Genomic DNA, 13,915 nt, shown 5'->3' with positions numbered 1-13,915 from the left:
GTCGATGCAGGTTTCGTCCGCAGAGAAGCGGGTGGTGGTCGAGGCCACGCCTGCCGCCGTCGCCTCCCGGGTCGCCGACCGTTTTCTCACGCGCGTCCGCGCGCGCACGAGGAACGGCCGGATCGCCCACATCGCCCTGACCGGCGGTTCGATGGGCGGAGCGGTGCTGCGCACGGCTGCGGAAGACGCGCGTGCGTCGGAGATCGACTGGTCGCTGGTCCACTTCTGGTGGGGCGACGAGCGCTTCGTCCCGCGTGACGACCCCGACCGCAACTCTCTGCAGTCGCGCCACGCGCTTCTCGATCACATCCCGGTGCCGCCGGAGAACGTGCACGAGGTGGCGGGTCCCGACAGCGGACTTACCCTCGACGAGTCCGCCGCCGCCTACGCCGCCGAGCTCGCGCGGTACGGCACAAAGGAGCACCCCTGGCCGTCGTTCGCCGTGTGCTTCCTGGGCGTCGGTCCCGACGGACACATCGCCTCGCTCTTCCCGGATCGCGACGAGGTCACGGTGACGGACGCCGCGGCTCTGCCCGTGCGCAACTCGCCGAAGCCTCCGCCCGAGCGGGTGACGCTCACGCGTCCCGTCCTGAACTCCTCCAAGCGCGTCTGGCTCGTCCTGACCGGCGCCGACAAGGCATCCGCCCTCGGGCTGGCGCTGGCCGGCGCGAGCTACACGAGCGTGCCGGCAGCCGGCGCGAAGGGTCGCAAGCGCACGGTGTTCTTCGTCGACGAGGCGGCGGCCTCCGAGGTCTCCCCCGACCTCATCGATCAGGCGTACTGACGCCTCGCGGCCCGGCGCGGTCCGAACGCCCGCTACGGAGCGTCGGGCCGGCGGTTCTGCTCGGCCTGCGTCCAGGCATCCGACGGGTTCTGCTGCTCCGTCGACTCCTGGCTCAGCTCGGGAGCAACCGAGGACGGCGACGAGTCGCTGCCGCGCACGATCGGGAGCTCCTGACTCTCGCTCAGCACCTGCGGGTGGTAACGGGCAAGGTTGACGACGCCCCAGACCGCGATGGCCCCGGCGACGCCGAAGATGATGAACACCCACCACGGCGCCGCAGCGGCCTCGCCGAGAACGATCATGCCGATCAGGACCGCGATGAGCGGGTCGACGACCGTGAGCCCGGCGATCACGAGGTCCGGCGGGCCCGAGCTGTAGGCGGTCTGCACGAAGTACGCGCCGACCGAGGCTGCCGCGAGCAGAGCGATCACGCAGATGGCCGTGATCCATTCGAACTGGCCGGCCTCGATCCGCTTGATGACGACCTTCGCGAGCGTGGCCACGAAACCGTAGAGGATGCCGGCGCCGATCACGTAGAACAGCGCGCGCATGCGGTGGCGGAGGATCAGCCAGCACGCCCCGAGCACGATGATCACGACGAGGAGGAGGGCGAGGATCACGAAGAGCTCGCGTTCGGTGACCTCCTTCTCGGTGGCGTAGATGGCCGCGAAGAAGACGAAGAGGAAGATGCCGCCCACGCAGAAGATGATCGCGGTGACCGACTTCCGAGTCGGCGAATGGCCGGAGATCCGCGCGTTCAGAAGCGTCGTGATCACGAGCGCGATCGCGCCGAGGGGCTGCACCACGATGAGCGGAGCCTTGACGAGCGCGGCGAGCTGACACACGATCGCGAGCCCGAGCATCAGGGTGCCGAGGATCCATGACGGCCGGGTCAGGAGCGCTTTGATCTGGCCGCCGGTGAGACCGGTGGTGCCGTCGGAGCCGCTCAGGCGCTCGACCTTCTCGACGCCGCGGTGCTGGTACTGCGCGCCGAGCGACATGAAGACCGCGCCGGCGAGAGCCAGCGGGATGCCGAGCAGCAGGCCGGGGTTCTGGAAGGCGCCGACGAGCTGTTCGCCGACCTCTTCAGCCGCATTCGTCCACACCCCAGCGCTCACACTACGACCCTACCCGGCACATCGCGCACAGTAGGGTTGTGACGTGGCTGTACTTCCGATTCGCATCATGGGCGACCCCGTGCTTCACTCCCCCGCATCCGCCGTCGAGGAGATCACGGACGACATCCGCACACTCGTCGCCGACATGTTCGAGACGATGGATGCCGCGCCGGGAGTCGGTCTCGCCGCACCGCAGGTCGGCGTGCCGCTGCGCATCTACACCTACGCGTACGTGGACGATGACGATCAGCCCTGGCGCGGCGTGCTGATCAATCCTGTGCTGTGGATCGCGCCGATCGAGCCGGGCGATCCCGACCCCGATCTCGAGTCGGAGGGATGCCTCTCCTTCCCCGGGGAGCGATTCCCCCTCCGTCGCTCCGAGCGGGTTCACCTCACGGCGACCGATCTCGACGGGCAGCCGGTCACGATCGACGTCGACGGCTGGCGCGCGCGGATCATGCAGCACGAGTTCGACCACCTCGACGGGGTCCTCTACGTCGACCGCCTCTCCGACGGCGACTGGAAGACAGTCCAGAAGATCGCGCGCAAGCGGGGCTGGGGTCGTCCCGGAGCCAGCTGGATGCCGGGCGTCGACGACCTCGAGGGCTGATCCGCTCCCAGCGCGATCACAGCATCCTCGGAGTTGCATCACAGACTCGGAGGCGGCTAGCGTGATCGCGGCGGGCTTCTTTCTTTCGCATGCCCGCGCACCAAGAGGCTCTGTGGAGGGGACACAATCATGATGAAACTGCGCAATCGACGCGCTCTGATGCTCGCAGGTACCGCGGTGGCGCTTTCCATCGCTCTGAGCGGCTGTAGCGCCATCAACAGCATTCTCGGGGGCGGGGCCGGCGACGCCGACCGCGACCAAGAGACCGGTCAGGTCACCGAGAGCGCGAACATCGACGTCTTCGCGCTGAAGGTCGGGGACTGCAAGATGTCCAGCGCGACGGGTCTCATCGAGGCCGTCGACGTCGTGCCGTGCGAGGAGCCGCACGACGAAGAGGTCTACCACGAGTTCTCGATGGAGGACGGCGAGTTCTCCGAGGAGGCCGTCGACGCGGCGACCGAGGGCTGCATCGGCGACGCGTTCACCACGTTCGTCGGCGTCGTCTGGGACGAGTCGGCCCTCGACGTCTACCCGATCACCCCGACCAAGGACACCTGGGACCAGCTCAACGACCGCGTGATCCAGTGCGTGATCTCCGACCCGGCCGGCCCGGTCACCGGAACCCTCGCGGGCGCCGCTCGCTGATCCGGACGCATGCAGTGATCTGAGCACGATTCCAGAGAGGGCCCCGCCGTTCGGCGGGGCCCTCTCTGCGTCAGGAGGCGGCCGGGCGCGCGCGCAGGTGGATGCGCTTGCCGTCCTTGCTGAAGATCGACACGATCTCGGCCGGTCCGGGACCCGCGGCCGACAGCCAGTGCGGGACCCGTGTGTCGAACTCCGCGGCCTCGCCGGGCCCGAGCGTCACGTCCTTGTCCCCGAGCACGAGCCGCAGACGCCCGGAGATCACGTACAGCCACTCCTGGCCGTCGTGCACCTTCGGCTGAGGCACGGCGGTGATGCCGGCGGGGCGGGCGGGGAAGGTGACCTTGTAGGTCTGCACGGGGCTCGATGCCGGCGAGAGCGACTCGTAGCGGATGCCCTCGACCTCCCTGGTCGTGCGTGACACCCGCGGGTCGGGGACCGCGCGCGGCACGATGTCGTCGAGACCGAGACCGAGCGCTCGCGCGATCGGCACGAGAAGCTCGAGATTCGGCGCCCGCTTTCCCGCCTCCAGACGCGACAGGGTGCTCGGGGAGATGTCGGTGAGCGCGGAGAGGTCCGCGAGGGTCAGGCTGCGTTTCTCGCGCCAGCTCTTCAGACGTGGTCCGATGAGGGCCAGGGATTCGTCGGGCACGTCGGCATCCTTTGCTGATTCAGCATGAATAGTTGCCGAAAGCGTATCAGGCGCGGAAGCTGGACGCATGATCGACGACACCTCTTCCCCCGCATCCACTCTCCGCCCAGATGAGTTCTCGCACACCCCGATCTCGGGCGAGCACTGGGATGTCATCGTCATCGGCGGAGGCGCAGCCGGACTGAGCGCCGCGCTCATCCTCGCTCGAGCCCGACGCCGCGTGCTCGTGCTCGATGCTCAGGAGCCGCGCAACCGGTTCGCGCCCCATATGCACGGCGTGCTGAGTCGCGATGGCTACTCCCCGCTCGATCTGGTCGCCGACGGCCACCGGGAGGTGCGCGCGGTCGACGGCGTGATCGTCGACGCCCGTGTCGCCAGCGCGCACGCGATCGCCGACGGCTTCGAGATCGTGACGGCGGCGGGCGACCACGCGACCGCGCGCCGCCTCATCGTCGCGACCGGCGCACGTGACGTGCTGCCCGACATCCCCGGACTGGCCGAACAGTGGGGACGTGGCGTCGTCGCCTGCCCGTACTGCGACGGATACGAGGCCTCAGGGCGCGCGATCGGGGTGCTGGCGACCTCCGTCGGCGGACTCCACAAGGCCCACATGCTGAGGGCGTACTCGGACGACATCACGGTGTTCACCGGCCTCGTCGACGGCATCCCCGACGAGGACCGGCTCGTGCTGGAAGCGCGCGGGATGCGCGTGGAGACGCGTGCCGTCACCCAGGTGATCACCGCGGCAGGCGAGCTGACCGGACTCGGTCTGGACGACGTCTCCACGATCCCCGTCGACGTCGTGTTCGCCGAACCCGCTCTGATCGCACTCGACGAGCCACTGCGTCAGCTCGGGGCTGAGCGCTCCGACACGCCGATGGGCCCGTGGACGACCGTCGACGCTCTCGGACGGACGAGCGTCGAGGGCGTCTGGGCCGTGGGGAACGCGGCGAACCCGGCCGCTCTCGTGCCGATCGCCGCCGGGTCCGGCGCCGCCGCAGCCCTCGCGCTGAACGGGGAGCTCGTGGCGCAGGACGTCGCTGCGGCGGCGGCGCTGGTCGCGAGCGCGGCGGTCGCATCGTGAGCGAGACCGAGTCCTCGGTCGATCCGGCGCCGAACCCTGCGGAGTTCTGGGAGGAGCGCTATCGGAGCACCCGCGGCGAGCACGGCCGGGTGTGGAGCGGTCGCGTGAACGCCGCCGTGGAGCGCGAGGTCACCGGCCTCACTCCCGGGACGGCTCTCGAACTGGGGTGCGGCGAAGGCGGGGACGCGCTGTGGCTCGCCGCGCACGGATGGACGGTGACGGCGGTCGACATCTCCGCGACGGCCCTCTCCGTCGGCCAGGCGCAGGCGCAGCGTGCGGGGCTCTCCGACCGGATCCGGTGGATCCGCGACGATCTCTCGACGTGGGAGCCGACCTCCGTCTTCGACCTCGTGACGTCGGCGTTCCTGCACTCCCCGGTCGAGCTTCCGCGTGAGGCGGTGCTGCGGCGCGCGGCATCGGCGGTGGCGCCAGGCGGGCGGCTCCTCGTCGTCGGGCACGGGTCCGTCCCGCCGGGGTCGAAGCTCAGCCACCACGACCACGACGGGCCGCCGCTCCCGACCGCCGAGGAGGTGCTGTCGTCGCTCGATCTGCCCGAGGGGTGGGTCACGGAGACGAGTGCTCTCGTCGACCGGGTGGCGATCTGGCGCGACGGTTCCGAGGTGACGCTCGTCGACGCGGTACTGCGGGTCAGGCGGGACGCGGTCGCGTGAACAGGCACGGACGCTGAGCTACGCTCGCTGAGGCGGCGCGCCCTTCCCGAAGCGCGCCGGAAGACAGGAGCACCGATGTTCACCGGCCTGAGCGCCTTCCCTCTCACCCCGCCGCGCGACGACACCTTCGACGAAGCCGCCTACGCGCGACTCATCGAGCAGCTGGTCACCGCCGGCGTCGACTCGATCACGGCGCTCGGCTCGACCGGCTCCTACCTGTACCTCGACCGCGACGAGCGTCGGCGCGTCGCCCGCGCAGCCGTCGCGCTCGCGGGAGACGTGCCCGTGATGGTCGGCATCGGCGCGCTCCGCACCTCCCAGGTGCAGCGCCTCGCCGATGATGCACAGGATGCCGGCGCGAGCGCCGTGCTGCTCGCGCCGGTCACCTACCAGGCGCTGACCCCGGACGAGGTGTTCACGCTGTTCGAGGATGTCACGGCCGGACTCTCGGTGCCCCTGGTCGTCTACGACAATCCCGGCACGACGCACGTCACGTTCACCGACGAGCTCCATGCCCGGATCGCCGCGCTGCCGAACGTGGCCTCCATCAAGATCCCCGGTGTTCCGGTGGATCCCCAGGATGCCTCCGCACGCGTGCATCGACTCCGCGATCGCATCCCCGACACGGTGTCGATCGGCGTCTCGGGCGACTGGTTCGCCGCCACGGGCATGAACGCCGGATGCGATGCCTGGTACTCGGTCATCGGTGGCACGCTCCCCGACCCGGCGCTCACCATCACGCGTGCCGCGCAGGCCGGTGACCAGGATGCCGCGACCGCCGAATCGGCCCGCCTCCAGCCGCTGTGGGACCTGTTCCAGGAGTTCGGGAGCTATCGCGTCACGGCCGCCATCGCGGAGCACCTGCAGCTCGTCGCCCCGGACTGCCTTCCGCGCCCGGTGCTCGGGCTTCGTGCCGGAGCGCGGGAGCGGGTCGCGGAGGTCGTCGACCGGCTGGGACTCCGCGGCTGAGGGTCGTCGAGGCCGAAAAGGGAATGGCCCGGAACTCGCGAAGGAGTTCCGGGCCATCTTGGCTCCCCGGCTTGGACTCGAACCAAGAACCTGCCGGTTAACAGCCGGCTGCTCTGCCAATTGAGCTACCGAGGAATGTGCACCGCTGCGCGGGCAACTCGACAAGCTTAGCAAACTCCGAGCCCCACTCGTGACACCGGGGCGGGGTCGGCGCAGGTCGGGCGTGTCGTGTTCAGTGCCGCGAATCCGACTCGGCGTTGGGAACCCAGAGCAGGTCCTTGCCGACGCCGCGAGCGACCACATGACCGCCGCGGAGCATGAGCGTCTCGGCGTTCAGCTCGCGGATGAACGCCGCATCGTTGGTCACGAGGAGAGCGGCCATCGACTCCTCCCTCCGACGACGAGTGATCGCGTCGAACACCACCGGACGCACCTCCAGGTCGAGGTTCGCGAGCACCTCGTCGGCGATGAGCACCTTCGGCTCCAGGATGAACGATCGGGCGATCGCCACGCGCTGACGCATGCCGGCGCTGAGCTCGTACGGGAACTTGGCTGCGGTGCCGAGCGGAAGGTGCAGCTCGTCGAGCAGGGTCGCGACGCGGATCGACAGCGCCTTCGTGTTGACCCGGCGCTCCCGGATGAGGATCGGCTCGGCGATCACCTCGTTGACGGTGAGACGGGGCGGCAGGTCGGCACCCGCACCCTGAGGCACGAAGCCGGTGCGATACGTGAGGATGCGGTGCTTCCGACCAGGCTTGCGCACATCGACGCCGCAGACCACGGCGCTTCCGCCGACGACGCGCACCGAGGGGTCGGTCGACCCCGCGAGGGCGGCGACCAGGGTGGACTTCCCCGAACCGGTCGGTCCGGCGACGCAGATGAGCTCGCCCGGCGCGAGGGAGAAGGTCACACCGTCGACGGCACGGGTGGGAGTGCCGTGCCCGATGCGGTCGATCACCAGATCCGAGCATTCGATCGCGTTCTGGGATTCTGGCCTGCGGGACATGTCTCCATCCTGCCCTCTGCGGACCCGGCGGGCGCGTTACGACTCGGCGAACCTCTGACGCTCCGCGTCGATGTCTCTCAGACGCATCCGCAGCGCGCGGCCGCCGTCCGACTCCGCGGGCACCCGCTGCACCGCGCCGAGCAGCTCCTGCTTCTCGCGCTCCAGCTGGCGGAGGATGAGACGACGGGCGAGATCGGTCGTCGAGGCGACCGCACCCTCCTCGTTCCTGGCGGGGAACGGCGTCATCAGCAGCTCACCGGCCAGGGACCGGTAGGGCTCGCGCACGCCGTTGACGGCATCCGTCACCCAGCCCGCCCTCGTGCGGTCAGGAGCGGATGCCACGGCCTCGCGCACGGCGTCGAGACCCGGTGTCCGGAACGGGGCGCCGAGGGCGCGGTTCAGGAGATCCTGGTCCACCTGGTGCCCGTACTGCAGGGCACCCATCAGAGCATCGCGCTCGACCGCGACGTCGGCCGTCCGGGGCAGGCTCGCGAGGGTGACGGGCGCGACGCCTGCGATACCGGTCGACGGATCGGCCTGGGGCGTCTCGCGCCGCGCCGCGGGCTGCTGCGAAGCACCGCGCGCGGCACGTTCCACCTCGCTGTGCACCTCGGTGGGATCCATGCCGAGGCGGCGCGCCAGCACGCGCTCGTACCCGGGGCGCAGCAGCCGGTCCCTGATCTCGGCGACGATGGGCGCGGCCGCACGCAGCGCGCCGACGCGACCCTCGACCGTGGAGAGGTCGAAGCCGCCCAGCTTCCGGTCCATCGCGAACTCGAACATCGGCACCTTGGCGTCCATGAGCCCGCGCACCGCGGCATCCCCTCGCTGCAGTCGCAGATCGCACGGATCGAGGCTGTCCGGCGCGACCGCCACGAAGGTCTGGGCGTTGAACCGGTCGTCCTCGGTGAACGCGCGCAGCGCCGCCTTCTGGCCGGCCTCGTCACCGTCGAACGTGAAGACGACCTCGCCCGAGGCGTTGTCGTCGCCCATCACCCGGCGCAGCACCTTGATGTGCTCGGTGCCGAACGCGGTGCCGCACGTCGCGATCGCCGTCGTGAGACCGGCGAGATGGCAGGCCATGACGTCGGTGTACCCCTCGACCACGACCACGCGGCGCGGATCTCCGCGCGAGATGTCGCGCTTGGCGAGGTCGAGCCCGTAGAGCACCTGCGCCTTCTTGTAGATCGGGGTCTCCGGCGTGTTCAGGTACTTCGGCCCCTGGTCGTCGTCGAAGAGCTTGCGGGCGCCGAAGCCGATCGTCTGCCCGGAGACATCGCGGATCGGCCAGACCAGACGCCCGCGGAACCGGTCGTAGACGCCGCGCTGACCTGTCGAGACGAGGCCTGCCGTGGCGAGCTCCTCCCGGGTGAAGCCCTGCGCCGTGAGAGCCTTGAGCATCCCGTCCCAGCCGCGCGGAGCGAAGCCGACACCGAAGTGCGCCGCGGCCCCGGCGTCGAATCCGCGTTCACCCAGGAACCGCCGTCCGGCCTCGGCGTCCGGCGAGAGCAGCTGCGCGCGGAAGAACTCCGCGGCGGCCGTGTTCGCGGCATAGAGGCGACTGCGTCCGCTGGTCTCGGGGGCTGCTCCCCCGTCTTCGTAGTGGAGCGTGTAACCGATGCGGCCGGCCAGGCGCTCGACAGCCTCCGTGAAGCTGACGTGGTCCATCTCGCGGAGGAACGAGTAGACGTCTCCCGACTCGCCGCAGCCGAAGCAGTGGTAGTAGCCGACCTGCTGCCGCACGTGGAAGCTCGGGCTCTTCTCATCATGGAAGGGGCACAGACCCTTGAGCGATCCGACCCCGGCCGACTTCAGCGCCACGCGCTCACCGACGATGTCGGCGATGTTCGTGCGCGCCTTGACCTCGTCGACGTCGGCCTGCCGGATGCGGGGCATCAGCCCACCCCTTCGGCGACGGGCCGCCTCTCGGCGTGCGCGCCTGCCCGCGCACGGGCGTGCCGCGGCGTCCAGATCCCGACCTCGGCGGGGTCGATCTCCCCCACCAGACGGTTGTGCCAGTCGATCGCGCTCTGGTCGGTGAGGCTCGCGATCTGGTCGACCACCACGCGGGCGCGCTCGGCGTCGTCGACCGCGGCGACGAAGTCAGCGGCGAACGCGGGTTCGAGCACATCGGCGCCCGCCGACCACAGGGCGTCGGTCGACCACAGCGAGTCGGCCAGCCTCTTCAGCACGCGCCGCTGCTCCTTGTAGACGCCCTTGCGCGCGTCGATCGTTACGATCGCCTGGCCCATGATGCCCTTGAGCACCGCGATCTCGGCCTCGACGACACGGGGCACGACGACGTGAGCGTTGTAGCGCACGAGATGGCTTCCCCCGTAGGCGTCGCGGGTCGCCGAGACGGAGGCGCGCGCGAAGCGGCCGATCAGATCGCTGGTCAGGTTCTTCAGACGGGCGAGCGCCTGCCGCGACCGGTCGAAGGACGGGAGCCACATCGACTGCGAGGCCAGACGATAGAGGGCGTCGGCGAGCTCGTCACGGGTGAAGTCGTAGCCCACCCACTGCTGGATACGGCCGACGAGAGCATCGTGTCCGCGCGGATCCGCGAGCTGCGCGACGTCGACGTAGCCGTTGACGATCGCGTCCTCGAAATCGTGCACGGAGTACGCGATGTCGTCGGAGAGATCCATGATCTCGGCCTCGATGCAGCGGAGGCGACCGGGCGCACCCTCGCGCATCCACCGGAACACGGCCTCGTCCTCGGGATACACGCCGAACTTGAGTCGACCGCCCGGGTCCGGGACCGGACTGTCGACCGTCCAGGGGTACTTGCAGGTCGCGTCGAGGCTGGCCCTGGTGAGGTTGAGTCCGACGGAGTGGTCGTCGTCGTCGAGGACCTTCGCCTCGAGCCGGGTCAGGATGCGGAGGGACTGGGCGTTGCCCTCGAACCCCCCGATGTGCTCGGCCCACTCGTTGAGCGCGCGCTCGCCGTTGTGCCCGAACGGCGGGTGTCCGAGGTCGTGGCTCAGGCAGGCCGTGTCGACCACATCGGCGGACACGCCGAGGGCCGTGGCGAGCTCGCGTCCGACCTGGGCGACCTCGAGCGAGTGGGTCAGGCGGTTGCGCGCGAAGTCGGCGGTGCTCGCTGGGCTCAGGACCTGGGTCTTCGCGGCGAGACGGCGGAGCGCCGCCGAGTGCAGCACACGGGCGCGGTCGCGCGCGAAGTCGTCGCGCTCGGATCGGTGCGTCTCCGCGAAGAAGCGCTCGGCGTCGCGGGCGTCGTAGCCGTCGGCGCGCACACCGGCCTGAGGGTCAGCCACCACTGTTCTCGATCTCCGCTCCACGCATCATCTCGGACGCCGACGACTCGATCTCCCGCGACTCCAGCCACTTGTCCGGCAGGGCCGTGCGCTTCGGGTGACCGGCGCGTCCGCGCTGGCCCTCCGCGTCGGCACCCGGGTACGGCGCGGTGTGGTCGAGTCGGCCGAGCAGGTCGTCGATCTCCGCGAGGCTGGATGCGGTGGCGAGTCCGGTGCGGATGTCTCCGCCGACCGGATAGCCCTTGAAGTACCAGGAGACGTGCTTGCGGATGTCGCGGCAGCCGCGATCCTCGTCGTCGAAGAACTCCACCAGCAGCTGGGCGTGCCGACGGAACGCGTTCGCGACGAAGCCGAGAGTCGCGTCGACCACATGGCCGGTCCCCGAGCTCGTCGCGGGGCCCGCGCCGAAGGCCGCGGCCAGGTCGCCGAAGAGCCACGGACGGCCGAGACACCCGCGTCCGACCACGACGCCGTCGCAGTCGGTCTGCGCCATCATGCGCACCGCGTCTTCGGCCGACCAGATGTCGCCGTTGCCGAGCACCGGGATGCTCGTGACCGCCTGCTTGAGCTCGCCGATCGCGTTCCAGTCGGCGTGCCCCGAATAGAACTCGCCCGCCGTGCGGGCGTGGAGCGCGACAGCGGCAGCACCGGCGTCCTCGGCGGCGCGCCCGGCCTCGATGAACGTCAGGTGGTCGCGGTCGATGCCCTTGCGCATCTTCACCGTCAGCGGGATGGAGCCTGCGGCCTTGACGGCCTGGTCGACGATGTCGGCGAACAGCTTCGACTTCCACGGGAGCGCCGCTCCCCCGCCTCGACGCGTGACCTTCGGCACCGGGCATCCGAAGTTCAGGTCGATGTGATCGGCGTGGTCCTCGGCGACGATGATGCGCACGGCTTCGGCGATGGTCGCCGGGTCCACGCCGTAGAGCTGGATCGAGCGGGGCGTCTCGGACTCGTGGTGCTGGATCAGGCGCATCGTGGTCTCGTTGCGCTCGACCAGCGCCCGCGACGTGATCATCTCGCTGACGTACAGCCCCGCGCCGTACTCGCGGCACAGGCGTCGGAACGCGGTGTTCGTGATCCCCGCCATGGGCGCGAGGACGACCGGCACGTCGAGATCGATCGGACCGATGCGAAGAGGGCGGGCGGGGGCGGTGGCGAGAGTCATGTCCCCTCCATTCTCCCAGACGCGGAGCCGGTGCGGATGCTGCGACCTAAGCTGTGAATATGACCGATTCTGCGCTCCGTTCGATCCCCTTCACCGACGCCCAGGGCAACGAGAAGACTCTCGACGACCTCGGTGCCGATGTGGTGCTGGTGGTGAACGTCGCCTCGAAGTGCGGCCTCACCCCGCAGTACGAGCAGCTCGAGGAGCTGCAGCGCCTCTACGGCGACCGCGGCTTCAGCGTCGTGGGCTTCCCGTGCAACCAGTTCTTCGGGCAGGAGCCGGGGTCCGTCGACGAGATCCTCGAGTTCTGCTCCACGACCTACGGGGTCTCGTTCCCGGTGAACGACAAGGTCAAGGTGAACGGCAAGAACGCCTCCGAGCTCTACAAGGCGCTCAAGGAGGCCCCGGATGCCGGCGGCAAGGCGGGCCGCGTCGAGTGGAACTTCGAGAAGTTCCTCGTGCTGCCCGACGGCGAGGTCCTGCGCTTCCGCCCGAAGCAGAAGCCGGACGCCCCCGAGATCGTCAGCGCGATCGAAGCGGCCCTGACCCGCTAGACCGCTCGACGGGCGGGTCGTTCACCTGCGCGTCACCCGAGCACCCGCCCGGGAGGCGCAGCTCCACCGGGGTCCGTTCACCTGCTGGTCGCCACGACGCCACCCCTGGTCCTTAGTCTCTCCGCGGCGAATCCGCCGGAAGACGAAGGAGACCGACCATGCCCGACCGACTGCCGATCAGCCGGCGAACCGTCCTCACTGCCGGAGCGCTCGGCGCTCTGGGCACCGCTCTGCCGCTCGGCACCCCGCCGGCGAACGCGGCTTCGCCGTCCCCTCAGATGAAGCCCGGCAAGGCAGGACGGCTGCAGTTCCGTGCGGACGGCACCTTCAAGGTGGTGCAGTTCAACGACACGCAGGACGACGAGCTCACCGACCGCCGCACGGTGGAGCTGATCGAGAAGGTGCTCGATCAGGAGGCGCCGGACTTCGTCGTCATCAACGGCGACGTCATCACCGGAGGATGCGAGACGCGGCTCGCCGTGAAGCAGGCGATCAACAACGTCGTCTGGCCGATGGAGGCCCGACAGATCCCCTGGGCGGTCACCTTCGGCAATCACGACGAGGACTCGCTGCCCGAGTCGGGCGTCGACGAGGCGGGGATGCTGGCGATCTACCGGTCGTACGACTACAACATGAATGCCGAGAACACCCGGGGCGTGACGGGCACGAGCAACACGATCGCGACGATCGCCTCGTCGGCGAAGAAGAACCGCGAGGCGTTCGCACTGTGGTTGATGGACTCCGGCCGCTACGCCCCCGACGCGTTGAACGGCCAGGACTTCGCCGGCTATCCGACCTGGGACTGGCTGCGCATGGATCAGGTCGCGTGGTATCGCCAGCAGTCGCAGGAGCTCGAGAAGCGCCGCGGAACGAAGCTGCCCGGTCTCATGTTCCTGCACATCGCCCTGTGGGAGCACCGCTTCATGTGGTGGGGAGGCGTTGACACCCGCACGGAGGCGGACGCCGCACGCGGCCAGGCCCGGCACGGCATCGTCGGCGAGAGGAACGAGGACGAGTGCCCCGGTCCGTTCAACTCGGGCATGTTCAACGCGATCCTCGAGCGCGGCGACGTGAAGGGCGTGTTCGTCGGGCACGACCACATCAACGACTACGTGGGCGACTACTACGGTGTCCTGCTGGGATACGCGCCGGGCGCCGGCTTCGGTGCGTACGGTCTCGACGGAGAGGAGCGCAACCGCATGCGCGGCGGTCGCGTGTTCGAACTCACGGAGGCGGGCGAGGACGTGTCGATCGCCACTCGCGTCGTCTATGCCCGCGACCTCGGCATCGACCTCACCGCCGACGACCAGCCCATGGAACCGCTCCCCCTCGCCCCGAAGCAGGAGCGCCTCTGACACCCCGAGACAGATCGAGGCGGC

The 13,915-nt window shown here is 69.7% G+C and carries 14 protein-coding genes and 1 tRNA gene; 8 read left to right on the top strand and 7 right to left on the bottom strand.

Annotation, left to right across the window (positions count from 1 at the left end; genetic code table 11):
- The first annotated feature begins 4 nt into the window (after positions 1 to 4).
- Positions 5 to 784: a 6-phosphogluconolactonase gene (pgl, locus tag LBN7_RS18475; RefSeq protein WP_341945277.1), complete on the top strand. Its 780-nt coding sequence runs from the start codon at positions 5 to 7 to the stop codon at positions 782 to 784.
- A gap of 32 nt (positions 785 to 816) precedes the next feature.
- Here pgl and LBN7_RS18470 read toward each other — a convergent pair whose 3' ends face one another.
- Positions 817 to 1,902: a DMT family transporter gene (locus LBN7_RS18470; protein WP_341945276.1), complete on the bottom strand. Its 1,086-nt coding sequence runs from the start codon at positions 1,900 to 1,902 to the stop codon at positions 817 to 819.
- Positions 1,903 to 1,945: 43 nt separating this feature from the next.
- Here LBN7_RS18470 and def point away from each other — a divergent pair, with 43 nt between their 5' ends.
- Positions 1,946 to 2,512, top strand: a complete 567-nt coding sequence (gene def, locus LBN7_RS18465; RefSeq protein ID WP_116636636.1) for a peptide deformylase — start codon at positions 1,946 to 1,948, stop codon at positions 2,510 to 2,512.
- A gap of 129 nt (positions 2,513 to 2,641) precedes the next feature.
- Positions 2,642 to 3,157 (top strand): septum formation family protein, encoded by a 516-nt coding sequence (locus tag LBN7_RS18460; RefSeq protein WP_116636637.1) that lies wholly within the window; start codon positions 2,642 to 2,644, stop codon positions 3,155 to 3,157.
- A 70-nt stretch (positions 3,158 to 3,227) separates the two neighbouring features.
- Here LBN7_RS18460 and LBN7_RS18455 read toward each other — a convergent pair whose 3' ends face one another.
- Positions 3,228 to 3,806 (bottom strand): helix-turn-helix domain-containing protein, encoded by a 579-nt coding sequence (locus LBN7_RS18455; protein WP_407360458.1) that lies wholly within the window; start codon positions 3,804 to 3,806, stop codon positions 3,228 to 3,230.
- Between the two features lie 67 nt (positions 3,807 to 3,873).
- Between LBN7_RS18455 and LBN7_RS18450 the strand changes: the two genes are divergently transcribed.
- The 3 genes from LBN7_RS18450 to LBN7_RS18440 all read left to right on the top strand — a co-directional run bounded on the left by LBN7_RS18450 (position 3,874) and on the right by LBN7_RS18440 (position 6,530).
- Complete coding sequence (locus tag LBN7_RS18450; RefSeq protein WP_407360457.1) at positions 3,874 to 4,890, top strand: NAD(P)/FAD-dependent oxidoreductase; 1,017 nt, start codon at positions 3,874 to 3,876, stop codon at positions 4,888 to 4,890.
- Positions 4,887 to 5,561 carry a class I SAM-dependent methyltransferase gene (locus LBN7_RS18445; RefSeq protein WP_407360456.1) on the top strand — a complete coding sequence of 225 codons (675 nt, stop codon included), beginning with the start codon at positions 4,887 to 4,889 and terminating at the stop codon, positions 5,559 to 5,561. The genes LBN7_RS18450 and LBN7_RS18445 overlap by 4 nt, the downstream gene beginning before the upstream one ends.
- 75 nt (positions 5,562 to 5,636) lie before the next feature.
- Positions 5,637 to 6,530, top strand: a complete 894-nt coding sequence (locus tag LBN7_RS18440; RefSeq protein WP_407360455.1) for a dihydrodipicolinate synthase family protein — start codon at positions 5,637 to 5,639, stop codon at positions 6,528 to 6,530.
- A gap of 59 nt (positions 6,531 to 6,589) precedes the next feature.
- Here LBN7_RS18440 and LBN7_RS18435 read toward each other — a convergent pair.
- From LBN7_RS18435 to dusB, 5 genes are all read right to left on the bottom strand, one after another.
- Positions 6,590 to 6,665: transfer RNA gene (locus LBN7_RS18435), tRNA-Asn, on the bottom strand.
- Between the two features lie 97 nt (positions 6,666 to 6,762).
- The gene (locus LBN7_RS18430) at positions 6,763 to 7,536 is read right to left on the bottom strand and encodes an ATP-binding cassette domain-containing protein (protein WP_407360454.1); all 774 of its coding nucleotides are present in this window, start codon (positions 7,534 to 7,536) and stop codon (positions 6,763 to 6,765) included.
- A 36-nt stretch (positions 7,537 to 7,572) separates the two neighbouring features.
- Entirely contained in the window at positions 7,573 to 9,432 is a 1,860-nt protein-coding gene (gene dnaG, locus LBN7_RS18425) for a DNA primase (protein ID WP_116636643.1), read from the bottom strand.
- Positions 9,432 to 10,817, bottom strand: a complete 1,386-nt coding sequence (locus LBN7_RS18420; RefSeq protein ID WP_341945270.1) for a deoxyguanosinetriphosphate triphosphohydrolase — start codon at positions 10,815 to 10,817, stop codon at positions 9,432 to 9,434. Before LBN7_RS18420 ends, dnaG begins: the two co-directional genes overlap by 1 nt.
- Entirely contained in the window at positions 10,807 to 11,982 is a 1,176-nt protein-coding gene (gene dusB / locus LBN7_RS18415) for a tRNA dihydrouridine synthase DusB (RefSeq protein WP_407360453.1), read from the bottom strand. Before dusB ends, LBN7_RS18420 begins: the two co-directional genes overlap by 11 nt.
- Before the next feature lie 59 nt (positions 11,983 to 12,041).
- On the opposite strand from dusB, the gene LBN7_RS18410 reads away from it, so the two are divergent.
- The gene (locus LBN7_RS18410) at positions 12,042 to 12,536 is read left to right on the top strand and encodes a glutathione peroxidase (protein WP_116636646.1); all 495 of its coding nucleotides are present in this window, start codon (positions 12,042 to 12,044) and stop codon (positions 12,534 to 12,536) included.
- A gap of 158 nt (positions 12,537 to 12,694) precedes the next feature.
- On the top strand, positions 12,695 to 13,891 hold the full coding sequence (locus LBN7_RS18405) for a metallophosphoesterase family protein (RefSeq protein ID WP_165808126.1): 1,197 nt from the start codon (positions 12,695 to 12,697) through the stop codon (positions 13,889 to 13,891).
- Positions 13,892 to 13,915: the final 24 nt, after the last annotated feature.

The organism is Microbacterium sp. LBN7 (assembly GCF_045690345.1).
Classification (GTDB): Bacteria; Actinomycetota; Actinomycetes; order Actinomycetales; family Microbacteriaceae; genus Microbacterium.
This window is presented reverse-complemented; position numbering and strand designations above follow the sequence as displayed.

Coding starts and splice junctions, on each gene's coding strand:
- pgl (WP_341945277.1), top strand. CDS start 5: ATGCAGGTTTCGTCCGCAGAGAAGCGGGTGGTGGTCGAGGCCACGCCT.
- LBN7_RS18460 (WP_116636637.1), top strand. CDS start 2,642: ATGATGAAACTGCGCAATCGACGCGCTCTGATGCTCGCAGGTACCGCG.
- LBN7_RS18450 (WP_407360457.1), top strand. CDS start 3,874: ATGATCGACGACACCTCTTCCCCCGCATCCACTCTCCGCCCAGATGAG.
- LBN7_RS18440 (WP_407360455.1), top strand. CDS start 5,637: ATGTTCACCGGCCTGAGCGCCTTCCCTCTCACCCCGCCGCGCGACGAC.
- LBN7_RS18430 (WP_407360454.1), bottom strand. CDS start 7,536: ATGTCCCGCAGGCCAGAATCCCAGAACGCGATCGAATGCTCGGATCTG.
- dnaG (WP_116636643.1), bottom strand. CDS start 9,432: ATGCCCCGCATCCGGCAGGCCGACGTCGACGAGGTCAAGGCGCGCACG.
- dusB (WP_407360453.1), bottom strand. CDS start 11,982: ATGACTCTCGCCACCGCCCCCGCCCGCCCTCTTCGCATCGGTCCGATC.
- LBN7_RS18410 (WP_116636646.1), top strand. CDS start 12,042: ATGACCGATTCTGCGCTCCGTTCGATCCCCTTCACCGACGCCCAGGGC.
- LBN7_RS18405 (WP_165808126.1), top strand. CDS start 12,695: ATGCCCGACCGACTGCCGATCAGCCGGCGAACCGTCCTCACTGCCGGA.